This is a genomic window from Salinicoccus sp. CNSTN-B1 (assembly GCF_054792835.1).
Genome location: NZ_JBTWMN010000004.1, coordinates 376,762 through 401,062, shown reverse-complemented (window position 1 = coordinate 401,062; position 24,301 = coordinate 376,762). Strand labels below are relative to the sequence as shown.

Sequence of the window (24,301 nt, the reverse complement as noted above, 5' to 3'; positions counted from 1 at the left end):
TCCAAAAAGTTCGAAAATTTGATAATATTATATGACATGACCAAGGAGGTTGAAGTTATGAAGATTCGGGATATGGCACAAGCGGCGTTACCCGGAATGATCGACACAAGACGTTATCTGCATATGCATCCGGAAGTTTCATTCCATGAAGAGGAGACCTACAGATACATATTGAAACGCTTGCAGAAGTACCCGGAGCTGAAAATACGTGAAGGGGTCGGGAAAGGCGGCATCCTCGCTACAATCGGCGATGGCGGACATCCGCACATCGCCATCCGTGCCGATTTCGATGCCCTCCCCATACATGACGGGAAAGATGTGCCCTATAGATCTACAGTGGACGGTGTCATGCATGCGTGCGGACATGATGCCCATACAAGTACACTGCTTGCACTGCTCGATCTCCTTTATGAAAATAGGGACGCCATTCAAGGCAGCGTATCCTTCATCTTTCAATTCGCTGAGGAGATACAGCCAGGCGGTGCAGTTGCGATGGTCGAGGATGGTGTCCTCGACGGCATCGATAGGGTCTACGGCCAGCATTACTGGAGCCAGTATCCGACCCATACAATCAAGACAAAACCAGGCCCCATCATATCCAGTCCGGATATGTTCAAAATAAAAATAAAAGGCCGGGGTGGCCATGCAGCACATCCAAGTCAAGCAGTCGACCCCATAATCATTGCAGCAGAGCTGATCACCAGTCTGCAGACTGCTGTATCACGGCAAATATCCCCCTCGACAATGCAGTCGTCACCGTCGGTAAAATACGTGCCGGCGATGCCTTTAACGTCATCCCGGACACGGCTGAGCTGGTTGGTACGGTAAGAACTTTCGAGCAGTCCATCAAAGAACGCATCAAGGATATCTTCCAAAAAGAAGTCGACTACACAGCAAGGAAACGGGGGCGACCGCTGAACTTGAGTATAATATCGGCTATCCTGCAGTCGTTAACCATAACAGGGAAGCAGAGATCATCGAAGAAGCCGCAGCTGCCATAGGTCTTTCCTTTGAGACTGCCAAGCCGATGATGATAGGCGAGGATTTTTCCTACTATATCAATGAGGTCCCGGGGGCCTTCTTCTTCACGGGATCGGGCAATGCAGCCAAGCAGAGTGATTATGTCCACCACCATCCCATGTTCGACTTGGATGAAGAAGCGATGACCAGTGGATTATCGATGTTCATGAAAATTCTCGAGATTGAGCAGGTGATTGAATGAAAACAAGAATGATAGAACAATTGGCGGAAGACCACTACGATGAAATGGTCAGATTGAGACGCCATTTCCATATGTACCCGGAGCTGTCCTTCCATGAAGTCCAGAACTCCGCATATATCGCAGAATACTTAAGGGAGCTCGGCATAGAGACAAAAGAAGGCGTCGGCGGCAGAGGTGTTGTAGGTCGTCTGATCATCGACCCGGAGCGACCGACAGTCGCATTGCGCGCTGATTTTGATGCCCTACCGATACAGGACCAGAAGGATGTGCCCTACCGTTCGACCGTACCCGGGGTGATGCATGCCTGCGGCCATGATGCCCATACCGCAGTACTGCTCACCGTAGCCCGCATCCTTTCTGAAAATAAAGCACAGCTGCGCGGCAACGTGGTATTTATCTTCCAGCATGCTGAAGAAGTCGACCCGGGAGGCGCCTTGCAGATGATTGCGGATGACTGTCTGCACGGAGTGGACGCCATATTTGGCCAACATGTGAGCAGTGGCCTCGATGTCGGTACAATCGGCTATAAATACGGCACGGCAACCGGCATGCCCGACGACTTCACCATTAAGATAAACGGGCGCGGCGGCCATGCTTCAAAACCGCACGTCGCAATCGATCCTGTCGCTGCAGCCATTACCTTCTGCAATCAGCTGCAGTACATCGTCACAAGAAAATCCAAGCCGATGGAGCCTGTCGTCCTATCCATCACAATGTTCAATGCCGGACACCAGCATAATATCATTCCCGATACGGTTGAAGTCGGAGGCACTATCCGGACTTTCAACCACGAGACACAGGCGGTGATGATCAACGAACTTAAAAAGTGCCTTGAAGGCCTTGTGACCACAACAGGAATAACCTATGACCTCGATTATATGAAAGGGTATCCTCCTGTGGTTAATGATACCGACAAGACAGATCTCGTTCTCCAGGCGGCGACTGACATCTCTACAGTACAGGAAGTGCAGGAGCTGGAACCGGATCTCGGCGGGAAGATTTCTCCTATTACCTACAGAGGGTGCCAGGCACCTTCTACTATACCGGTACCCGCAACACCAATTTCAAAGCCGACTACCCGCATCATCATGGCAAGTTCGATATTGATGAGAAAGGCTTGACGAATGCCGTCTCCGTCATGGTGAAATCCGTATTCAACTACTTCGATAAGGAGGCGAGCATATGATGAAGATCCAACAGGATATAGAAAACCTATATGAGGAAATGGTTCATATGCGCCGGCATATGCATATGCACCCGGAGCTCTCCTTTAAGGAAGCAGAAACAAAACAGTATATCTATGAGCAGATCAGCGACCTTGGCTTGGACATCCGCCAGAATGTAGGCGGCAATGGCATCGTTGCTCGACTGGACATCGATGATGACTTTAAAACTATCGCGCTGCGCGCCGATTTTGATGCCTTGCCGATCGAGGATGAAAAGGATGTGCCCTACAGGTCCACAGTGCCGGGAATCATGCATGCATGCGGCCACGATGCACATACTGCAATGCTCATCACAACCGCACGTATACTCGCGGCACGCAAAGAAGAACTGAAGGTCAATGTCGTGTTCCTCTTCCAGCATGCTGAGGAGATGCTTCCAGGGGGTGCACAGGCGATGATCGAGGACGGCGCACTTGATGGTGTCGATTATATATTCGGGACACATGTCTCCTCCCTCTATCCAACAGGTACGCTATCCTACACGAAGGATTTCGCATATGCCGCAGCAGATGCTTTTACAATCACTGTAGAAGGTCGTGGGGGACACGGTGCAGAACCTCACGAAGCGGTTGATCCCGTCGTTGCCGGGGCTTCTCTGATCCAGCAGCTCCAATCCATCGTTTCCCGCACCGTCGATCCCCTAAAGTCAGCTGTTGTGACGACCAGCATGTTCAACGGGGTTCTTCTTTCAATGTCATCCCCAACTCAGTGGAACTGCGGGGCACGATACGTACATTCGAGCAAAGTGTAAAAGATGATGTGCTGAGACGGATGGACGGCATCATAAAGGGCATCGAGTCAAGTTTCGAGGTCACATGTAAACTTGACTATCAGCATGGCTACCCTGCGCTGCTCAACAATAACTCGCAACTTGACCATGTCCTCCATTCCCTTGAAGATGCAGCATATGTAAAAATCACTGAAGAAAACCCTCCTTCCATGGGTGGTGAGGATTTTGCCTATTACCTTGAAAAAGTGCCTGGCTGCTATTTCTATACTGGCGTCCGTAATCCGGAAAAGGAATCGATCATCCTCATCACCATCCATTGTTCGACATCGATGAGGATGGCTTGAAGGCCGGGTGGAATCCCTCTGCAGCATTGTTCTTAATTTCAATGACCATTAAAAAAGGCCATCTCTTTCGAGGATGGCCTTTTCACATATAAAAGAAGCCGGGGAACCCCGGCTTCTAGTATCTTCAAATATATTATTTGACGATTTCAGTTACAACGCCTGATCCAACAGTACGTCCACCTTCACGGATGGAGAAACGTGTACCGTCTTCGATCGCGATTGGAGAAATGAGTTCAACGTTCATTTCAACGTTATCGCCAGGCATAACCATTTCTGTACCTTCAGGAAGTTCTACAACACCAGTTACGTCCGTAGTACGGAAGTAGAACTGTGGGCGGTAGTTGTTGAAGAATGGAGTGTGACGTCCACCTTCTTCTTTTGAAGTACATAAACTTCAGCTTTGAAGTTAGTGTGTGGTGTGATGGATCCAGGAGCAGCAAGTACTTGTCCACGCTGGATGTCTTCACGTGCTACACCACGGAGGAGCGCACCGATGTTGTCGCCAGCTTCTGCATAGTCAAGAAGCTTACGGAACATTTCAACACCTGTAACAGTTGTTTTAGTGGAATCTTCATTGATACCGATGATTTCAACTTCTTCACCGACTTTGATGCTACCACGTTCAACACGGCCAGTAGCAACTGTTCCACGTCCTGTGATGGAGAATACGTCCTCTACAGGCATCATGAATGGCTTGTCAGAGTCACGCTCTGGAGTCGGGATGAATTCGTCGACTGCATTCATGAGTTCCAAGATTTTGTCTTCGTATTCTTCTACGCCTTCAAGCGCTTTAAGAGCAGAACCTGCGATTACAGGGATGTCATCGCCAGGGAAGTCGTATTCAGAAGAAGCTCACGCACTTCCATTTCTACGAGTTCAAGAAGCTCTTCGTCGTCTACCATATCTACTTTGTTGAGGAATACAACAAGTGCTGGTACACCAACGTTACGTGAAAGCAGGATGTGCTCACGAGTTTGTGGCATTGGGCCATCCGCTGCAGAAACGACTAGGATACCGCCGTCCATTTGAGCTGCACCAGTGATCATGTTTTTGACATAGTCAGCGTGACCTGGGCAGTCAACGTGCGCGTAGTGGCGTGTTTCAGTTTCGTACTCGATGTGGGAAGTGTTGATCGTGATTCCACGCTCTTTTTCTTCCGGTGCGTTATCGATCTGAGCATAGCTCTGAGCTTCGCCTGATCCTCTTTTAGCGAGAACTGTTGCGATAGCGGCTGTCAGTGTAGTTTTACCGTGGTCAACGTGACCAATTGTACCTATATTGGCATGCGTCTTGGAACGGTCGAATTTTTCTTTTGCCATTTGTATACCTCTCCTTAAAAGAATTGTTTATATTTATATTGAAACTCGGAAACGGGACGTGCCCGCCCGAGGTGTTTCTAAACCACTTATAAATGATTATGATCCAAAAATCAAGCGAGCTGATTATTCACCTTTGTTTTTCTTGATGATTTCTTCAGAAATTGATTTTGGAACTTCTTCGTAGTGATCGAATGCCATTGTATACGTGCCGCGTCCCTGCGTGTTGGAACGCAGATTCGTTGCATAGCCGAACATTTCGGAAAGTGGAACGAAAGCATTGACGACTTGCGCGTTACCGCGTGCAGCCATACCTTCAACACGTCCGCGACGGCTTGTGACATCACCCATGATATCACCCATATACTCTTCAGGCATTACAATTTCAACTTTCATGACTGGCTCAAGAATGACCGGCTCACATACTTTGGCAGCTTCTCTGAGTGCCAATGATGCAGCAACTTTAAAGGCCATTTCTGAGGAGTCGACATCGTGGTAGGAACCATCGAAGAGTTTTGCTTTGACGTCTACCATAGGGTAGCCTGCAAGCACACCGTTCTCCATGGAGTCCCTGAGTCCTGCTTCGACGGATGGAATGTATTCACGTGGAACCACACCACCGACGATCGCGTTTTCAAACTCGAATCCGCCGCCTACTTCGTTAGGTGTGAATTCGATGTGAACATCACCAAACTGGCCACGTCCACCGGATTGACGGGCGAACTTACCTTGAACAGCTGCCTGCTTCTTGAATGTCTCGCGGTAGGACACCATTGGCGCACCTACGTTACAATCCACTCTGAATTCGCGCTTCATACGGTCTACGAGGATATCAAGGTGGAGTTCACCCATACCGCCGATGATGACCTGACCCGTTTCGTTATCGGTGTGTGCCGTGAAGGTAGGGTCTTCTTCCTGAAGCTTGACGAGTGCGCTGGACATTTTGTCTTGGTCAGCTTTGGATTTAGGTTCCACAGAGAGGTGGATAACCGGCTCTGGGAAGTCCATTGATTCAAGGATGACCTGGTTCTTCTCGTCACAGAGCGTATCCCCTGTTCCAGTATCTTTCAAGCCGATCGCAGCAGCGATGTCGCCTGCATAGACAGTGGAAATTTCTTGACGGGAGTTGGCGTGCATCTGCAGGAGACGACCAACACGCTCACGTTTGTCTTTCGCCGTGTTCTGAACATAGGAGCCTGCGCTGAGGGTACCTGAGTACACACGGAAGAAAGTCAATTTACCGACGAATGGGTCCGTCATGACCTTAAAGGCAAGCGCTGCAAATGACTCAGAGTCGTCTGGCTTGGCGATAACCTCTTCATCTTCGTCATCTTTTCTGTGACCGACGATCGGTTTCACATCAAGCGGGGACGGAAGATAGTCGATTGAAGCATTAAGAAGGAGTTGGACCCCTTTGTTCTTGAATGCAGTACCGCAAAGTACAGGATAGAACTCAACATCACAAGTCGCCTGACGGATTGCAGCTTTCAATTCTTCAAGAGAAATATCTTCTCCGCCGAGGTATTTTTCCATGATGTCTTCATTCACATCGGCAAGTCCTTCAATGAGGCCTTCCCTAAGCTCTTCTGCCTTTTCTTTGTACTCAGCCGGGATTTCAATCTCCTGGACATCAGTACCAAGGTCATTGTTGTAGTTAAATGCTTTCATCTCAACCAAATCTATGATTCCTGTGAAGTTATCTTCAGAACCGATTGGGAATTGGATTGGATGCGCATTTGCTTGAAGGCGATCCTTGATCGTACTTACGGAGTACTCAAAGTCTGCACCGACTTTATCCATCTTGTTGATGAAGACGATACGCGGTACACCGTAAGTTGTCGCCTGCCTCCAGACAGTTTCCGTCTGCGGCTCAACGCCAGACTGGGCATCAAGTACCGTCACCGCGCCATCAAGTACACGTAGGGAACGTTCAACCTCTACTGTGAAGTCTACGTGGCCTGGTGTATCGATGATGTTGACACGGTGGCCGTCCCATTGTGCTGTAGTCGCAGCGGAAGTGATCGTGATTCCACGCTCCTGCTCCTGCTCCATCCAGTCCATCTGTGACGCACCTTCATGCGTTTCACCGATTTTGTGGATACGGCCGGTATAATAGAGGATACGTTCAGTCGTTGTTGTCTTACCAGCATCGATGTGGGCCATGATACCGATATTACGCGTTTTTTCTAAAGAGAATTCTCTTGCCATTGATATCTTTTTCTCCTTCCAGGAATGGAATAGATAGGCTGTTGCACAACCTTCTTATTACCAGCGGTAGTGTGCGAAAGCTCTGTTTGCTTCAGCCATCTTATGAACGTCTTCACGTTTCTTGACAGCACCACCAGTGTTGTTGGCAGCATCAAGAATTTCGTTTGCCAGGCGCTCTTCCATAGTCTTCTCCCCGCGCAGACGCGAGTAGTTCACGAGCCAGCGGAGGCCGAGAGTCGTACGGCGTTCTGGGCGCACCTCAACAGGTACTTGGTAGTTTGAACCACCTACGCGACGTGCTTTGACTTCAAGTACTGGCATGATGTTTTCGATTGCTTCATCAAAAACTTCTCCTGCATCTCTGCCGGAACGTTCCTGTACAAGATCGAAAGCTGAGTAAAGAATTCTTTGGGAAGTACCGCGTTTTCCGTCTACCATCATTTTGTTGATGAGCTTAGTCACAAGCTTGGAATTGTGGATCGGATCCGGCAATACGTCTCTTTTTGGGACTGGTCCTTTACGTGGCATAGTCATCCTCCTTTCAAAAATTTATATCATTTTATATTTTTATTTTTTCTTTTTGGCGCGTTTTGTACCGTATAGTGAACGGCTCTGTTTACGGTCGTTGACACCTGAAGTATCAAGCGCACCGCGTACAACGTGGTAGCGTACACCAGGAAGGTCCTTTACACGTCCTCCACGGATGAGTACAACACTGTGCTCTTGGAGATTGTGTCCGATTCCAGGTATATATGCGTTCACTTCAATAGTATTTGAAAGTCTCACACGTGCATATTTACGGAGGGCGGAGTTCGGTTTCTTAGGAGTCATCGTACCGACACGCGTACATACACCTCTTTTTTGTGGTGCATTTTCGTCTGTCATACGTTTCTTAAGACTGTTGTAGCCCTTGTTCAATGCTGGTGAGTCTGTGCTTTGTGATTTGCTTTGACGCGGTTTTCTCACAAGCTGGTTAATCGTTGGCATGGTTTTCCTCCTCTCTTCAATTAATCCCACACATCCAGGTGGCTCATTTTAAAGGTATAAAAAAATGTGTAAGAAATAATTCTTACATTTTGCATTTTATCTCTCCATAACAATCGTAAAGATTCAATATGGAGTAACCTTAATTATAGTAGCATCTCTGAATAGGGATGTCAACATACTATTTTAAAACAGCACCCGCTCAAAAGAGCAGGTATTCTGTTTTTATTCTTCAATGAGAATTTCTTCCTTCTGCTCTGCAGATTCAGGATGTTCGACATCAATTTCCACATCGCGGTATCTTGGCATTCCTGTACCTGCCGGTATGAGTTTACCAATGATGACGTTCTCTTTGAGGCCGAGAAGTTCATCGCGTTTACCTTTGATTGCAGCATCTGTGAGCACTCTTGTCGTTTCTTGGAAGCTTGCTGCAGAAAGGAAGCTTTCTGTTTCAAGTGACGCCTTGGTGATACCGAGCAGTACCGGTTTTGCGGTTGCCGGACGTTTGCGCTTCTTGAAGATATCACGGTTGGCATCCGTAAAGGCATGGATGTCGACCAGTGCGCCAGGGAGCAGCTTAGTATCACCTGCATCGATGATACGAACCTTCCTCAGCATCTGTCTGACCATAACCTCAACGTGCTTATCATCTATTTCAACACCCTGCATGCGGTATACTTTCTGAACTTCCTTAAGCAGGTATTCCTGCGTACGGTTCAGACCTGCAACTGCGAGGAGTTCCTTCGGTTCGATCGAACCTTCGGTCAGTATCTCACCCGGTTCGACCTTATCGCCGATTTCTACAAGCAGGCGTGCTGTCGCCGGTGCGGTATACGTCTTCGTTTCCTGCTCACCTTTGACCTTGATCTCCTGCTGGCGATCTTTGACGATTTCAATATCAGTCACCGCTCCGCGGATTTCTGAAATCATCGCCTGACCTTTCGGATTACGTGCTTCGAAGAGCTCCTGTATACGCGGCAGACCTTGAGTGATGTCGCTTCCTGCGACCCCACCTGTGTGGAATGTACGCATTGTGAGCTGTGTACCCGGCTCACCGATGGATTGTGCAGCGATTGTACCAACCGCTTCACCCACTTCCACTTTTTCGCCGGTTGCAAGGTTCTTACCATAGCAACGTTCACATACACCGTGGCGTGTATTACACGTGAAGGCTGAACGGATGTACATTTCTTCGACGCCACTGTTCACAATCGCTTTCGCTATCTCATTTGTGATCAGTTCATTTGAGTGGACCAAGATCTCCTTCGTTTCAGGATCCTTGACCGTTTCTTTGGCATAACGCCCTTCGAGGCGGTCGATGAGTGGCTCAATCAATTCTGAACCTTCTGTAAGCGCTGAAACGAGCAGCCCTTTATCAGTTCCACAGTCGTCATCGCGGACGATGACATCTTGTGCGACGTCGACCAGACGCCTTGTAAGGTATCCTGAGTCCGCCGTCTTAAGTGCAGTATCAGCCAGACCCTTACGTGCACCGTGCGTGGAGATGAAGTACTCAAGGACCGTCAATCCTTCACGGAAGCTGGACTTGATCGGAAGTTCTATGATCTGGCCTGACGGGTTGGCCATCAGACCGCGCATTCCGGCCAGTTGAGTAAAGTTGGACGCGTTACCCCTGGCACCTGAATCACTCATCATGAATATCGGGTTCAGGCGATCAAGTGACTGCATCAACCGTGCTTGGATATCATCCTTCGCACGCGTCCACAGCTCTATGACCGTGCCGTAGCGTTCTTCTTCCGTGATCAGGCCACGTGAGAACTGTTTCTGGACTTTTTCAACCTTCTCTTCTGTTTCATCGATGATTTCCTTCTTCTCAGGAAGTACGACTATATCAGACACACCCACTGTGATTCCGGCTTTAGATGAATACTTGAAGCCAAGATCTTTCATAAGGTCGAGCATGACGGAAGTCTCAGTGATGTGGAAGGCGTTGAACACTTCCGCTATGATCTGCCCAGGAATTTCTTGTTGAACGGATCGACTAGAGGCGCCTCTTTGAAACGCTCTGCCAATCCACCCTCGCCAAGTTCCGATGCAGCGACGAAGTAGCGGTCCGGTGTCTTCACCTCAAGGTTTTCCCTTGTCGGTTCATTAATGTACGGGAAGGAAGGCGGCATGATTTCATTGAAGATGACTTTTCCTATCGTCGTCATGAGGATCTTGCCCTGATTCTCCTCGGAAACCTTTTCTGCTGCGAAACTGTCGGTATGCACTCCGATGCGGCTGTGGAGTTGTACATAGCCGTTCTGATAAGCCATTACAACTTCATCGGCATCCTTGAAGATATGACCTTCGCGTTTTGTGTTCTCCCTCTCGAGTGTAAGGTAGTAGTTACCGAGCACCATATCCTGTGAAGGTGTAACAACCGGCTTACCATCCTTAGGGTTCAAGATGTTTTGGGCAGCCAGCATCAATGTGCGGGCCTCAGCCTGAGCTTCTTTAGATAGCGGAACATGCACTGCCATCTGGTCACCATCAAAGTCTGCGTTATAGGCAGTCGTAACCAATGGGTGCAACCTGATCGCACGCCCTTCGACGAGTGTTGCCTCGAACGCCTGAATGCCCAGACGGTGGAGTGTCGGTGCACGGTTCAGCAGTATCGGGTGCTCCTTGATGACATCTTCAAGGACATCCCATACCTCATTTTCCATGCGCTCGATCTTACCTTTGGCATTCTTGATGTTGGTTGCCATTTCACGTTCAACAAGTTCTTTCATGACGAACGGCTTGAACAGTTCGAGAGCCATTTCCCTCGGCAGTCCACACTGATACATCTTCAGGCTTGGACCAACTACGATGACTGAACGTCAGAGTAGTCGACACGTTTACCGAGCAAGTTCTGACGGAAACGTCCCTGTTTCCCTTTCAGCATGTGGGAGAGGGATTTGAGCGGACGGTTCCCCGGACCAGTCACCGGACGACCACGACGGCCGTTATCGATCAATGCATCAACAGCTTCCTGGAGCATACGTTTTTCGTTCTGACGATGATTCCAGGTGCTCCCAAGTCAAGGAGACGCTTGAGGCGGTTATTACGGTTGATGACCCGGCGGTAGAGGTCGTTCAAGTCACTTGTGGCGAAACGGCCACCATCAAGCTGGACCATCGGACGAATTTCCGGCGGGATGATCGGTAGTACATCAAGGATCATCCAGGCAGGATCGTTTCCTGAGCTCCGGAATGATTCGACGACTTCAAGGCGTTTGATTGCACGCGTCAATCTTTGGCCTGTTGCTGTTTCCAGCTCTTTTCTGAGTTGGGCGAGTTCATCTTCAAGATTGACATCCATCAACAGTTCCCTGATGGCTTCAGCACCCATCTTGGCCGTAAACGTATTGCCGTGCTTATCGTAATATTCCCTGTACTCGCGCTCAGTCAGCAGTTGCTTAGGCTCAAGCCCTGTAGATCCCGGCTTGATGACTGCATAGGAAGCGAAGTAGATTACTTCTTCCAGGGAGCGTGGGGACATATCAAGCAGCAGTCCCATCCTGGACGGGATACCTTTGAAATACCAGATGTGGGAGACAGGGGCAGCAAGTTCAATATGCCCCATCCTCTCACGTCTGACTTTGGCACGTGTCACTTCCACACCACAGCGGTCACAGACCATGCCTTTGTATCTTACACGCTTATATTTACCGCAGCTACATTCCCAATCTTTCGTCGGGCCGAATATCTTTTCACAGAAAAGGCCGTCACGTTCAGGCTTAAGCGTTCTGTAGTTGATCGTTTCAGGTTTTTCACTTCACCGAAAGACCATGAACGGATCTTTTCGGATGAAGCCAGACCTATTTTCATATATTCAAATCTATTTACATCTATCAATGAGCTTTCCTCCCTAAAGTTTTATCAAGCTCAATCATCATTCAGTGACATCTTCAGTCGCTGCTTTTGGCTGCGCACTCAAATTCATCTGACTAGGCGCTTCGTCCTCTTCTATATCACGCATCTCGATTTCTTCGTCATTCTCATCAAGCAGATTGACATCGAGACCGAGGCTCTGCAACTCCTTCATCAATACACGGAATGATTCAGGCACGCCGGGTTTAGGGACATTTTCACCTTTTACGATCGCTTCGTAGGTCTTCACGCGACCGACGGTATCATCGGATTTGACCGTCAGGATTTCCTGGAGGGTATAGGCGGCACCATATGCTTCCAGTGCCCATACTTCCATTTCCCCGAAACGCTGGCCACCGAACTGGGCTTTACCGCCAAGTGGCTGCTGTGTAACAAGTGAATATGGTCCGGTACTTCTCGCATGGAGTTTGTCGTCGACCATGTGGGCAAGTTTGAGCATGTACATGACACCAACGGAGATGCGGCTCTCAAACGGTTCTCCCGTTCTGCCATCGTAGAGGACAGTCTTACCATCATGGGCAAGTCCTGCTTCTGACATCGTCTCCCATACATCTTCCTCATTCGCACCGTCAAATACTGGAGAAGCCATCTTCACACCCATGGCACGGGAAGCCATGCCGAGGTGAAGTTCAAGCACTTGCCCGATATTCATACGCGATGGTACCCCAAGTGGGTTGAGCATGAGGTCGATTGGTGTGCCATCTGGCATATAAGGCATATCTTCCTCAGGTAGGATCCTGGAGATGACACCTTTGTTACCATGTCGTCCACACATTTTGTCACCTACGTTGATCTTACGCTTTTGTACGATATAGACACGCACGAGCTGGTTGACCCCTGGAGAGAGTTCGTCACCATCTTCACGGTTGAAGACTTTGACATCCAGTACAATGCCTCCTGCGCCATGCGGTACACGAAGTGAGGTATCACGCACTTCACGCGCTTTCTCACCAAATATCGCATGGAGTAGACGCTCTTCAGCTGTCAGTTCGGTTACACCTTTAGGGGTGACTTTACCGACGAGGATATCGCCGTCCTTGACTTCAGCACCGATGTGTACGATACCGCGATCATCCAGTTTCTTCAGCGCATTATCAGAAACGTTCGGAATGTCCCTTGTGATTTCTTCAGGCCCAAGTTTCGTATCTCTGGATTCAGATTCGTACTCTTCTATGTGAATGGATGTATAGACGTCATCCTTGACCATACGTTCACTCATGATGACAGCGTCCTCATAGTTGTAGCCGTCCCAAGTCATGAAGCCGACCACCAGGTTTTGACCCAGTGCCATCTCGCCGTTATCCATGGACGGACCATCAGCAAGGATTTCACCTTTGGCGACAATGTCGTCTTTTGCGACAATCGGTTTCTGGTTATAGCACGTTCCGGAGTTCGAACGGATGAATTTGGACAGTTTATATACATCTTTGTCCGTCTCAACTTCTTTTCCATTCTGATCTTCAATCCGACGTATGTGGATTTCTTTCGCTTCCACACGTTCTACACGGCCTTTGTAGCGTGCGACGATTGCAGCACCAGAGTCGCGTGCAGCTACGTGCTCCATGCCCGTACCGATGTGTGGTGACTGTGGAATCAGGAGTGGTACAGCCTGACGTTGCATGTTGGCACCCATCAAAGCACGGTTCGAGTCATCGTTTTCGAGGAACGGGATACACGCCGTCGCCGCAGAAACAACTTGTTTCGGGGATACGTCCATGTAGTCCATGCGTTCTCTCGCCATCTTCGTGTTGTTACCACGGAAGCGGCAGACGATTTCTTCATTGGTGAATGAACCATCTTCCTCAAGGAGCGCGTTCGCCTGGGCGACGACGTAGCTGTCTTCTTCGTCAGCCGTCAGATAATGCGTCTCGCTCGTGACCTTGTTCGTTTCCGGATCAACTCTTCTATAAGGAGTCTCGATGAAGCCGAACTCATTGACCCGTGCATAACTGGACAGGGAGTTGATCAGACCGATGTTCGGCCCTTCCGGCGTTTCGATTGGACACATGCGTCCGTAGTGGGAGTAGTGTACGTCACGTACTTCCATTCCTGCACGCTCACGCGTCAGACCGCCGGGTCCAAGTGCAGATAGCCGTCTCTTGTGCGTCAATTCGGCAAGTGGATTCGTTTGGTCCATGAATTGCGACAGCTGTGAACTTCCAAAAACTCCTTGATGGAGGCGATTACCGGACGGATATTGATCAGCTGCTGAGGTGTGATGGATTCAGCATCCTGAATCGACATGCGTTCCCTCACTACACGTTCCATACGGGAGACACCAATCCTGAATTGGTTTTGGAGCAGTTCCCCTACAGAGCGCAGACGGCGGTTGCCGAGGTGGTCTATATCGTCAGTGTGTCCTACGCCGTGAAGCAGGTTGAAGAAATAGCTCATTGAAGCGATGATGTCAGAAGGTGTGATTGACTTCACTTCAACATCAGGGAATGCGTTTCCTATGATCGTTGTCGTGCCCTCTTCCATGTTCGGTGCTTCAACTTTTATGGATTGGATCTCAATCGGCTCATCGAGCAGTCCATTCTCTAGATGATATGTTTCCAGGTTCGCATTGGATTCAAGGACATCCATGATGCCGTCCAATGTACGCCTGTCGATTGTAGTGCCTGTTTCTGCTACAATCTCTCCCGTTTCCCGGTCGACGATCGGCTCAGCCAATACCTGGTTGAACAGACGGTCTTTCAGGTGGAGTTTCTTGTTCATCTTATAGCGCCCTACACTCGCAAGGTCATAGCGTTTCGGATCGAAGAAGCGGGAATATAGAAGGTTTCTCGCATTTTCGACAGTTGGTGGTTCGCCTGGGCGAAGTCGTTCGTAGATTTCTAGGAGTGCCTGATCTACCGTTTCGGTAGTATCCTTCTCAAGCGTATTCCTGACGTATTCATTATCTCCAAGAATATTGATGATTTCCTGGTCAGTAGAGAATCCAAGCGCTCTAAGAAGTATAGTCATAGGCAGTTTACGTGTACGGTCGATCCTCACGTAGACGATGTCCTTGGCGTCTATTTCATATTCAAGCCAGGCACCGCGGTTTGGAATCACTGTCGCGCCAAACCCTCTTTTGCCGTTCTTATCGATTTTCTCGGAATAATAGACAGATGGACTTCTGACAAGTTGTGATACTATGACGCGTTCCGCCCCATTGATGACGAACGTGCCGGTATCAGTCATCAGAGGAAAATCACCCATGAACACTTCCTGTTCTTTAACCTCGCCCGTCTCTTTTATGATCAGACGGACTTTCACACGCAAAGGTGCAGAATAAGTTGCATCATGGTTCTTTGCTTCGTCCTCATCATATTTAGGTTCGCCAAGTTTATAGTCGACGAACTCCAATGACATATTACCCGTGAAGTCTTCAACTGGAGAAATGTCCTTGAACATCTCTATAAGGCCTTTCTCCAGGAACCATTCATAGGATTTTGTCTGGATTTCGATCAGGTTCGGCAGATCCATTTTTTCTTCGATTCGTGCATAACTTCTGCGTGTAGCGTGTCTTCCATATTGAATCAGTTCACTCATCGACAGATTCACCCCTAATAAAAATTACGTAAAACATTCACCGAAGCAGTTAAACAGTTAATAAGACAAAAAGAAAACGGAATCGAAACCAACCCCATTTTCTATTAATCAACTATATTTATACGCTCCATTCAATCCGCACTGAAAAAATGCATACTGATTGACATTATATTTTTACATTCTATAACTATATCACAGAAAAAAAGTCAAGTCAAATTTAAGATTGGCTGACGATTCCCTTCAGGACATAGTATCCTTTATCCTTCACAAGTGTCTCCACATTGCCGAATCTTTCCTGGATGGCTTTGCGATATGAAGCCATCCCCTGCTTTTTTTGGACGACCATGTAGAATGCACCATCCTCCAAACGTCCGGCGGCATCTTCTATGATGTCGAGCACCACATCTTTGCCTGCCCTGAACGGAGGATTCGTAACGTAGAAGTCTGGTTTAAAAGCTTCGGCATGGGCGTCGTATTCACTGCGGTCCATCACTTCGGCCGTCACTTTATTGCGGGTGGCATTCTCCCTGGAGAGCAAAAGCCCATCCGGATTCACTTCAATCATCAGGGGGACTGCATTAAGGACATCTCCGAGGACAATCCCGATCGGACCGTAGCCTGCCCCATGTCAATGAAGTCTCCGCCCGCATCAGCACCCCTATCCTTTATGACCGCATCAATAAGAACCGCACTGCCATAATCGATGCGATCCTTGGAGAAGACACCGCGGTCTGTTTTAAATGTGTAGCGCTTATCTTGGTACACATACTCTATATCCTTATAGTTATGTTCCGAATCGTGTCCGGTGAAATAATGGCTCATCACACCACTCCTATATTCATGCGCCGTCATTATGTAAATAAAGAGACTCATTTAAACAACCGTTTAAAATGAGCCTCCCTACATGTCTGAATTAGATTATTTAAGTTCTACGCTTGCGCCAACTTCTTCGAGTTGTGCTTTAAGCTCTTCAGCGTCTTCTTTAGAAGCGCCTTCTTTGACGACTTTAGGTGCACCGTCAACGACTGCTTTAGCATCTTTGAGGCCAAGGCCTGTCGCTTCACGAACGACTTTGATGACTTTGATCTTGGAAGATCCAGCATCTGTAAGTTCAACGTCGAACTCAGTCTGCTCTTCTGCTGCCGCTTCGCCTGCACCAGCGCCTGCTGCTGCTACTGGAGCTGCAGCTGTAACGCCGAACTCTTCTTCTATTGCTTTGACAAGGTCATTCAGTTCAAGTACGGACATACCTTTGATTTCTTCAATGATTTGTTCTTGGGACATTATAATTCCTCCATTTATTGGTATAGTTTATTAAGCTTCTTCGTTTTCTTTCTCTTCACCGACAGCTTTAACTGCATAGGCGAAGTTGCGTACTGGAGCTTGCAGTACAGAAAGTAGCATGGACACGAGTCCATCTTTGTTGGAAGCGTTGCAATTGCTTTGACATCTTCAACCGGTGTGAATTGACCTTCGATGATGCCTGCTTTGATTTCCAATGCTTCATGATCTTTGGCGAAGTTGTTCAAGATCTTCGCAGGCGCGATCACATCTTCGTTTGAGAATGCAATAGCGTTTGGTCCCGTCAGGAATTCATTGATTTCAGTAAGCTCAGCTTTTTCTGCCGCGCGGCGCGTCATCGTATTCTTGTAGACTTTGAATTCGATATTCGCTTCACGGAGCTGTTTGCGAAGCTCAGTCATTTCAGAAACAGTCAGACCACGGTAGTCTACAAGTACAGTAGATACAGAGTTCTTGAATTGTTCTGTGATGACATCGATGTGTTGCTGTTTAGCTTCAATCACTGTTGACATAGTTACACCTCCATATTTATTTGTGTATCCGGTGCAATAAAAAAGCACCTTTTACCCTCGGCAAAAAGTGCTTGAATTTATATTGAATATCATTCAAGTCTTAATCATTTGCCTCGGCAGGATGGGCTTTTAAGCACGATGGCTCCTACTGTCTTAGGTAGTATTAAAATACAACTGCAACTATACATAATATAGATGCAGTTGTCAATATATACTTTAGGGTCGTTCTAGGCCCTGATTATGCTAGGATCCACTTTGATGCCAGGTCCCATAGTTGAAGAAACTGCAGTGGTCTTGAAGTATACACCTTTTGAAGATGCTGGCTTCGCTTTTGCAAGCGCGTCATGGACTGCTTTGAAGTTCTCGACAAGCTTATCTTCATCGAAGGATACTTTGCCGATCGCTGCATGCACGATACCGGATTTTTCTGCACGGTATTCCACTTTACCTGCCTTGATTTCTTCGACTGCTTTCGTAACGTCCATCGTTACAGTGCCAGTCTTAGGGTTTGGCATGAGACCTTTAGGTCCAAGCACACGGCCGAGTTTACCTACTTCGCCCATCATGTCAGGTGTTGCTACGATTACGTCGAAATCGAACCATCCTTCATTAATCTTCTTGATGTAGTCCTCTCCTACGAAATCTGCACCTGCTGCTTCTGCTTCCTTAGCCTTCTCACCTTTAGCGAATACCAATACACGTTGTGACTTCCCAGTACCGTGCGGCAAGACGATTGCTCCACGGATCTGCTGGTCATTCTTACGCGTATCAATACCCAGGCGGAATGCTACTTCAACAGAGGCATCGAAGTTGACAGTGCTTGTCTCTTTAGCGAGTTTGACTGCTTCTTCAATGCTGTAAGATGCGTTTTGGTCAAACTTCTCAAGAGCTGCCTGATACTTCTTACTTCTCTTAGCCATTTCTATTCCTCCTTGTGGTTATAGCGGGTAATCCTCCCACGTTTGTATTAATACTTTGTTTTCATGTTCAGTCAAATTATTTTTCTATAGAGAAGCCCATGCTTCTGGCTGTACCTTCGACCATACGCATAGCCGCTTCGACGTCTGCTGCATTAAGATCTTCCATTTTAGTTTCAGCGATTTCACGCACTTGCGCTTCAGTTACGCTGGCCACCTTGTTTGTGTTTGGTTCTCCAGAACCTTTTTCAACGTTTGCAGCTTTCTTGAGAAGAACTGCTGCTGGTGGTGTTTTTGTGATGAATGTAAATGAGCGGTCTTCGAATACGGAAATTTCAACCGGAATGATGAGACCCGCCTGTTCTTGTGTACGTGCGTTGAATTCTTTACAGAATCCCATGATGTTCACACCAGCTTGACCCAATGCCGGACCTACCGGTGGTGCTGGATTCGCTTTACCTGCAGGAATCTGCAATTTTACAATGTTGATTACTTTTTTAGCCACGATGTGCACCTCCTCGTTATCGTGATGTGGTCACAGGATGTCAGTTTTCACCCTCCCACTCGCATCTATAAAAAAAGATGGCCGAAAAAATTTCGACCATGATAATATACCACTATTCCATTAAAAAAGCAAGTGAGTTATTACAATTTCTCGATCTGGTCAAACTCCACTTCGACCGGGGTTTCACGCCCGAACATCTCGACCAGCACAGTCAATTTATAGTGCTCTTCATCGATGGAGCGGATTTCGCCCATCTGATTTTTGAACGGTCCATCGACGATGTTGATGGATTCGCCGACTTCGACTTCGAAATCGACGGTGCGTTCAGCCATGCCCATCTGTTTCAGGATGAACTTCACTTCTTCCGGCAGAAGCGGATTCGGCTTACTGCCTGCACCTTGGGAGCCGACGAAGCCTGTAACCCCTGGGTATTGCGGACGATGTACCAGGACTCATCCGTCATGATGAGTTCGACGAGCACATATCCCGGGAACGTCTTCTTCATTGCCGTTTTGCGCTTGCCGTCCTTTAAGGTCGTCTCTTCCTCTTCAGGGATGATGACGCGGAAAATCTGATCCTGCATGTTCATCGATTCAAGCCGGGCTTCAAGGTTCTTCTTCACTTTATTTTCATATCCGGAATAAGTATGCACCGCATACCAGTTCTTTTCTCCAGACATAGTATCTCTCCTTTGGTTACATTAAGTCTATGAGTGCGGAGATACCCAGGTCCAGCGCATAGAAAAACGCAGAAAGAATATCACTGTGAACATGACGACCGCTGTATAGCGGACCGTTTCCTGACCGGTCGGCCAGCTTACCTTCTTCATCTCGCTGACAACGTTCTGCAGGAAATTCTTATCATTTGCCATCGGTTGTTTCCTCCTGTATCAGATGGAACTCTTATGAGTCTGATGCCGGTTGCACGTTTTGCAGTACTTCCTGATGGATAGTCTTTCCTTGTGCTCGGTAGTCGTCCTATAATTGCGCGACCCGCATCCAGTGCATGTTAGCGCCACTTTCATCATAGCTCCCTCATTTCAATTCTAATTCACTATACCGATTTCATGCCGTGTTGTCAAATGGCCCTCCTTCCCACCCCTCATGGCTTAGAAGCTCTTTTTTACGCCTGATGCGGTGCAGCGTATTGAGCACCGCTTTCCTGTCCAGTTCAAAGGCCAGACACACATCTTCGATGCTGTGCCCCAGGTCGAGGTGTTGCAGAACTTTCTGCTCCAGAGGTGAACAGATTCCCTTTTTATGCAGCAGGTATTGGAGCTGCTCTTCCTTTACCATCATATTGATCGGATCCGCTTCCCGCTCGCTGCGCTTTGATTCGTCATACATCTTTTCGATGGATGTCCGTTCCCGGCAGCGCCTGAGTCCGTTCGCGCTGGACCTGCTCATCATTTCGAAGCGAAGCGTCCGGTAGAGGTAATGCATATATTTGCCGCGGGTATGGTCATAGCGGCTGCATAGTTTGAGCGCGACTTCCATCATCTCCTGTTCCATATCCTCGCGGTCCTGGAAATGTTCGGAATAGCGGTAGGTCAGCCGCCTGACATATGGTCTGATCCTTTCATCCATTATATCAAAAGCGGCAACGTCACCCCCATCCACACGGCAGGCGAGCTCATCCATGTCATCATCTGTTCCACGCTCACGGATATAAAATTGGTATGCAGTGATATGGTACATGACCGATCCCCCAGAACTTTATTCAAGAATAAGAGGAATCATCAATATATTCAATATGCTAAAAACGGCCACGCCGCCATTTCTCGAGTTTCGCTTGGACATCCTGCCGGATATCCAGTTTCTGTCTGGGCATTTTTTCGTTAATCGCATCTATTTTTTCACTGATATTCTTTTCAGCTTCCGCCAAGTTCAGCCACATCTCACGGGATGATATCCGGTAGGCGCCGAGGGCAAATATCGCATTCTGTTCAGTCAAGTCGCTTGTCACGACACTGATCTCCGATAAGTGGGGGTGGTAATGATCATGCACAAACCGTTCGATGTATTCATCTGCCGTCTCCTTCTCTTTTGTGTAGACCACGGTGACGCCGTGAAAATCACGCACACTCTCCTTCGAACGCACTTCATAGGCATCGAACACACAGATGATTTCCTGATTGACCACCGACTGGTACTCCGCGAGAGCGGCCAATATCTTCTCCCTTGGCAGCTGGAGCGACTGCAGCGACTCTTTATGCAGTTCCGGGTCGGCCCCGAGGAGGTTGTAGCCATCGACGATCAGGATGCGTCTTTTTTTACGTCTCATGTCATTCACGCCCAGCGTCTTGTTTGCGGAACACTTCATACATCAGCAGAGCAGCTGAGACCGATGCATTAAGACTGGTAATATGGCCGATCATAGGAATCTGGACGATGAAATCGCATTTTTCCAGAGTCTTTCTGCTGATCCCTTTGCCCTCGCTCCCGACCACCAAGGCGATATTCATATCTGCTGACATTTCCCGGTAATCCATGTTGCCTCCGCCTTCACTTCCGACGACCCAGAATCCCTGATCCTTCAAGGTATCAATTGTCTGGTTGATGTTCGTCACCCTTACGACCGGCACATGTTCAATTGCCCCGGTGGATGTTCTTGCGACGGTATCTGTAAGTTGGACGGAGCGGCGATTTGGTATGATCACCCCGTCAAAACCGGTCGCATCACATGTCCTGAGTATAGATCCGAGATTATGTGGATCTTCCAGGCCATCCAGGATAATCACGTTTGAACGTTTGCCCGCCACTTTTTCCAGCAGCGTCTCAAGCGCCATATATTCGTGCGGGCTGCCCATCGCCACAACACCTTGATGCCGTTCATCAGTCATACCGTCGAGCTTCGTCTTCGGTACTGTCTGCACGACGATTTTCTTTTTTCTGGCGGCATCCAATATATCCTTGATCTGTCCTTTATTGACGGAATCCTGGATGAACACCTTATTGATCTCCGTTTCTCCCTGCAGGGCTTCCCTTACTGCGTGGCGTCCTGCAATCACTCCATTAGTCATCTTTATCCCTCCCGATTTCCAATATGATGGCCATAAGCGCATCGATCCGGCTAGTGTTGCCGGAAAGATGGAGATGCCCGATCAATGCCTCGAGTCCGGAAGCATTGCGGTAATCCTTTATGGTTGCGTTCTTGGCCCTTGTGGCACTTGATTTATTACGCGCCTTTCTGGCAATGTCCCACTCCGCTTCCGTCAGTTCATTCTTTCGGAGATAATCCAGTGCACGCGCCTGCGCGGAGGCATTTACCATCCGGTTGGCCGCCTGATGGAGCGCATCCGGCTTCAAGTACGGATTGGCAGCCAAAAGGTGGCTCCTCACATAGACGGAATAGACGGCGTCACCCACGAAGGCAAGCGATAAGGGCTGCATCGTTTCAAGCTTGCGATCATCCACGCCTGAACCTCACACCTTCCTTGGTGTCCTCCAGGATGATCCCTTGCGCCTTCAAGTCGTCCCTGATTGCGTCGGCGCGCTTGAAGTCACGGCTCTGCCGCGCCTCATTGCGCTCTGCTATTAGCGCTTCGATGTCTTCATCAAGCAATACTTGTTCTTCTTCCAGGCCAACACCAAGCACTTCGCTGTAGCTGTCGAACGCCTCGATGAAACGCATGAGCGTCTCTTTGCATGTCGTCTGGCGGCGCATGTATTTATTCAATTCCGATGTCAGATCGTGCCAAGCACTGATTGCGTTGGCGGTATTGAAATCGTCATCCATGTGCGCTTCGAATACTTCGAGGTTCTGTTCTATAAGGCGATGGACTGCTTCGTCTCCTTCATTACCCACTGCACTGTCCAGACGTTCCTTAGCCTTCGCATAGCTAGACTGGATGCGTCTGAGTCCATTCTCCGCAGCTTGCACCAGTTCCCTGTTATAGTTTATCGGGTTGCGGTAGTGCACACTGATCATGAAGAAGCGTAGTACGTCCGGATCGATTTCTTTCAGGATGTCGTGGACCAGTATGAAGTTGCCGAGGGATTTCGACATCTTTTCGTTGTCGATATTGATGTAGCCGTTATGCATCCAGTAGTTTGCAAACGTCTCATCGGTCATGCATTCACTTTGGGCAATTTCATTTTCGTGGTGTGGGAACGTAAGGTCTTGGCCGCCTGCATGTATGTCGATCGTATCACCCAGGTGGCGCCTTGCCATGACGCTGCACTCAATGTGCCAGCCCGGCCGGCCTTCGCCCCACGGTGAATCCCACTTTATCTCATTCGGCTTCGCTTGTTTCCACAGTACGAAGTCAAGTGGGTCTTCCTTCTTTTCACCCGCGTCGATCCTCGCGCCAACTTTCAGGTCATCAACCGACTGATGGGACAGTTTACCGTAATCTTCGAAAGAGCGTGTATGGAAGTAGACGTCGCCCTCCGATTCATAGGCATGCCCTTTGTCAATCAGCACTTTGATGAATTCGATGATGTCATCCATATGATCCATGACACGAGGATGCGCTGTGGCCTTCTTGACGTTCAACGCGCCCGTATCCTCAAAGAACGCCTCTATGAAACGCTCCGCAATGACAGGCACTTCTTCTTTCAGTTCATTGGATGCCTTGATCAGCTTGTCATCAACATCCGTGAAATTGGAGACGTAGTTGACTTCATATCCCTTGTACTCCAGATAGCGGCGGACGGTGTCGAAGGCGATGGCAGGGCGGGCGTTACCGATATGGATATAGTTGTACACGGTTGGTCCGCACACGTACATCTTGACCTTCCCTGCTTCGAGCGGTTCGAATGTCTCTTTTCTCCTTGTGAGTGAATTAAATATCTTTACCATTTTCAACATCTCTCCTGAATTCTTTTATTTCGTCCTCCAGTGCACGGATCTTCTCCTGGAGTGGGTCTGGGAGGCTGCTGTGTTCGAAGACCTGTCCCCTCCTTACCCTCTCCCCTTTCTGTTTGACCACCTGGCCCGGGATGCCGACCACTGTCGAGTGTGGCGGGATATCCTTCAGCACTACGGAGTTCGCTCCCACTTTTGAGCATTCCCCGATGCGAATATTGCCGAGCACCTTCGCTCCGGTCGCGATCAGCACGAAATCATCGATGTCTGGATGCCGTTTCTTTCTTCCTTACCCGTACCGCCGAGGGTGACCCCCTGGTAGATTGTTACATCATTACCGATGCGGCATGTCTCCCCGATCACTGTGCCACTACCGTGGTCGATGAACAGACGCCGCCCGATCTCTGCGCCCGGGTGTATTTCGATGCCGGTGAAGAAGCGGCTAATCTGGGAAATGATCCGGGCCAGGCTGGTGGCGTTCCTTCTATAAAGGCGATGGGCCAACAGGTGGCTCCATACTGCATGTAAACCTGAATAAGATAAGAAGACTTCCCACCTGCTCTTTGCTGCCGGGTCCAGCTCCATAACCATATCGATGTCTTCTTTCATTCTGCTGAACATATGTCATCCTCCTATATTAAAATGGCCTCTGTCCATATATGGACAGAGGCGCATCATGCACGGTTCCACTCTGTTTGCAGCTTTAGCTGCCACTTGAATATTCATATCAACATTACAGAGGGCAGTTCTGATCGATAGACGGTTATCCTTTCAGCAGCCGGATAATCTCTTATTTCCGCTCAATGAC

The 24,301-nt window shown here is 48.6% G+C and carries 19 protein-coding genes, 7 pseudogenes and 1 other annotated feature; of the genes and pseudogenes, 6 read left to right on the top strand and 20 right to left on the bottom strand.

Translation table 11 applies throughout. The features are described from left to right. Window positions 1–57 precede the first annotated feature (57 nt). From ACYF68_RS02380 to ACYF68_RS02355, 6 genes are all read left to right on the top strand, one after another. Window positions 58–828, top strand: coding sequence for an amidohydrolase (locus ACYF68_RS02380; RefSeq protein WP_461045278.1), 771 nt, complete (start codon window positions 58–60; stop codon window positions 826–828). Next, window positions 720–1,001, top strand: coding sequence for a peptidase dimerization domain-containing protein (locus ACYF68_RS02375; protein ID WP_461047449.1), 282 nt, complete (start codon window positions 720–722; stop codon window positions 999–1,001). Before ACYF68_RS02380 ends, ACYF68_RS02375 begins: the two co-directional genes overlap by 109 nt. Before the next feature lie 26 nt (window positions 1,002–1,027). Further along, a complete protein-coding gene (locus ACYF68_RS02370) occupies window positions 1,028–1,222 on the top strand; it encodes a hypothetical protein (protein ID WP_461045277.1) in 195 nt (64 codons plus the stop codon). Next, window positions 1,219–2,343, top strand: coding sequence for a M20 metallopeptidase family protein (locus ACYF68_RS02365; protein WP_461045276.1), 1,125 nt, complete (start codon window positions 1,219–1,221; stop codon window positions 2,341–2,343). Before ACYF68_RS02370 ends, ACYF68_RS02365 begins: the two co-directional genes overlap by 4 nt. Before the next feature lie 61 nt (window positions 2,344–2,404). Then, entirely contained in the window at window positions 2,405–3,199 is a 795-nt protein-coding gene (locus ACYF68_RS02360) for an amidohydrolase (protein ID WP_461045275.1), read from the top strand. Next, complete coding sequence (locus ACYF68_RS02355) at window positions 3,157–3,522, top strand: M20/M25/M40 family metallo-hydrolase (RefSeq protein WP_461045274.1); 366 nt, start codon at window positions 3,157–3,159, stop codon at window positions 3,520–3,522. Before ACYF68_RS02360 ends, ACYF68_RS02355 begins: the two co-directional genes overlap by 43 nt. A gap of 133 nt (window positions 3,523–3,655) precedes the next feature. On the opposite strand, the pseudogene tuf reads toward ACYF68_RS02355, so the two are convergent. The 20 genes and pseudogenes from tuf to cysE all read right to left on the bottom strand — a co-directional run bounded on the left by tuf (window position 3,656) and on the right by cysE (window position 24,114). Then, window positions 3,656–4,841, bottom strand: a pseudogene (gene tuf, locus ACYF68_RS02350) (elongation factor Tu). A gap of 123 nt (window positions 4,842–4,964) precedes the next feature. Continuing rightward, window positions 4,965–7,046, bottom strand: a complete 2,082-nt coding sequence (gene fusA / locus ACYF68_RS02345; protein WP_344703541.1) for an elongation factor G — start codon at window positions 7,044–7,046, stop codon at window positions 4,965–4,967. Between the two features lie 57 nt (window positions 7,047–7,103). Further along, window positions 7,104–7,574: a 30S ribosomal protein S7 gene (rpsG, locus tag ACYF68_RS02340; protein WP_344703543.1), complete on the bottom strand. Its 471-nt coding sequence runs from the start codon at window positions 7,572–7,574 to the stop codon at window positions 7,104–7,106. 39 nt (window positions 7,575–7,613) lie between these two features. Continuing rightward, the gene (gene rpsL / locus ACYF68_RS02335; RefSeq protein WP_344703545.1) at window positions 7,614–8,033 is read right to left on the bottom strand and encodes a 30S ribosomal protein S12; all 420 of its coding nucleotides are present in this window, start codon (window positions 8,031–8,033) and stop codon (window positions 7,614–7,616) included. Window positions 8,034–8,255: 222 nt separating this feature from the next. Beyond that, window positions 8,256–11,875, bottom strand: a pseudogene (rpoC, locus tag ACYF68_RS02330) (DNA-directed RNA polymerase subunit beta'). A gap of 37 nt (window positions 11,876–11,912) precedes the next feature. Beyond that, window positions 11,913–15,448 (bottom strand): annotated as a pseudogene (gene rpoB / locus ACYF68_RS02325) (DNA-directed RNA polymerase subunit beta). 217 nt (window positions 15,449–15,665) lie between these two features. Further along, window positions 15,666–16,270: pseudogene (locus ACYF68_RS02320) on the bottom strand (class I SAM-dependent methyltransferase). A 96-nt stretch (window positions 16,271–16,366) separates the two neighbouring features. Continuing rightward, window positions 16,367–16,735: a 50S ribosomal protein L7/L12 gene (gene rplL / locus ACYF68_RS02315; RefSeq protein WP_344703585.1), complete on the bottom strand. Its 369-nt coding sequence runs from the start codon at window positions 16,733–16,735 to the stop codon at window positions 16,367–16,369. Between the two features lie 27 nt (window positions 16,736–16,762). Beyond that, window positions 16,763–17,262 (bottom strand): annotated as a pseudogene (gene rplJ / locus ACYF68_RS02310) (50S ribosomal protein L10). 29 nt (window positions 17,263–17,291) lie between these two features. Then, window positions 17,292–17,438, bottom strand: a sequence feature (ribosomal protein L10 leader region). Window positions 17,439–17,489: 51 nt separating this feature from the next. Further along, on the bottom strand, window positions 17,490–18,182 hold the full coding sequence (gene rplA / locus ACYF68_RS02305; RefSeq protein WP_344703554.1) for a 50S ribosomal protein L1: 693 nt from the start codon (window positions 18,180–18,182) through the stop codon (window positions 17,490–17,492). Between the two features lie 76 nt (window positions 18,183–18,258). Continuing rightward, the gene (gene rplK, locus ACYF68_RS02300; protein WP_344703556.1) at window positions 18,259–18,684 is read right to left on the bottom strand and encodes a 50S ribosomal protein L11; all 426 of its coding nucleotides are present in this window, start codon (window positions 18,682–18,684) and stop codon (window positions 18,259–18,261) included. Between the two features lie 140 nt (window positions 18,685–18,824). Beyond that, window positions 18,825–19,363 (bottom strand): annotated as a pseudogene (nusG, locus tag ACYF68_RS02295) (transcription termination/antitermination protein NusG). 27 nt (window positions 19,364–19,390) lie between these two features. Then, complete coding sequence (gene secE, locus ACYF68_RS02290; protein ID WP_461045273.1) at window positions 19,391–19,555, bottom strand: preprotein translocase subunit SecE; 165 nt, start codon at window positions 19,553–19,555, stop codon at window positions 19,391–19,393. Between the two features lie 18 nt (window positions 19,556–19,573). Beyond that, the gene (rpmG, locus tag ACYF68_RS02285) at window positions 19,574–19,708 is read right to left on the bottom strand and encodes a 50S ribosomal protein L33 (protein WP_380570739.1); all 135 of its coding nucleotides are present in this window, start codon (window positions 19,706–19,708) and stop codon (window positions 19,574–19,576) included. 40 nt (window positions 19,709–19,748) lie between these two features. After that, complete coding sequence (locus ACYF68_RS02280) at window positions 19,749–20,381, bottom strand: RNA polymerase sigma factor (protein WP_344703564.1); 633 nt, start codon at window positions 20,379–20,381, stop codon at window positions 19,749–19,751. A 58-nt stretch (window positions 20,382–20,439) separates the two neighbouring features. Continuing rightward, window positions 20,440–20,967, bottom strand: a complete 528-nt coding sequence (locus tag ACYF68_RS02275; protein WP_344703566.1) for an NYN domain-containing protein — start codon at window positions 20,965–20,967, stop codon at window positions 20,440–20,442. Window position 20,968: 1 nt separating this feature from the next. After that, window positions 20,969–21,706, bottom strand: a complete 738-nt coding sequence (gene rlmB, locus ACYF68_RS02270) for a 23S rRNA (guanosine(2251)-2'-O)-methyltransferase RlmB (RefSeq protein WP_461045272.1) — start codon at window positions 21,704–21,706, stop codon at window positions 20,969–20,971. Then, entirely contained in the window at window positions 21,699–22,100 is a 402-nt protein-coding gene (locus ACYF68_RS02265) for a Mini-ribonuclease 3 (RefSeq protein ID WP_344703570.1), read from the bottom strand. The genes rlmB and ACYF68_RS02265 overlap by 8 nt, the downstream gene beginning before the upstream one ends. Continuing rightward, complete coding sequence (cysS, locus tag ACYF68_RS02260) at window positions 22,093–23,487, bottom strand: cysteine--tRNA ligase (RefSeq protein WP_461045271.1); 1,395 nt, start codon at window positions 23,485–23,487, stop codon at window positions 22,093–22,095. Before cysS ends, ACYF68_RS02265 begins: the two co-directional genes overlap by 8 nt. Beyond that, window positions 23,471–24,114: pseudogene (gene cysE / locus ACYF68_RS02255) on the bottom strand (serine O-acetyltransferase). Before cysE ends, cysS begins: the two are co-directional and overlap by 17 nt. Between the last annotated feature and the right edge of the window lie 187 nt (window positions 24,115–24,301).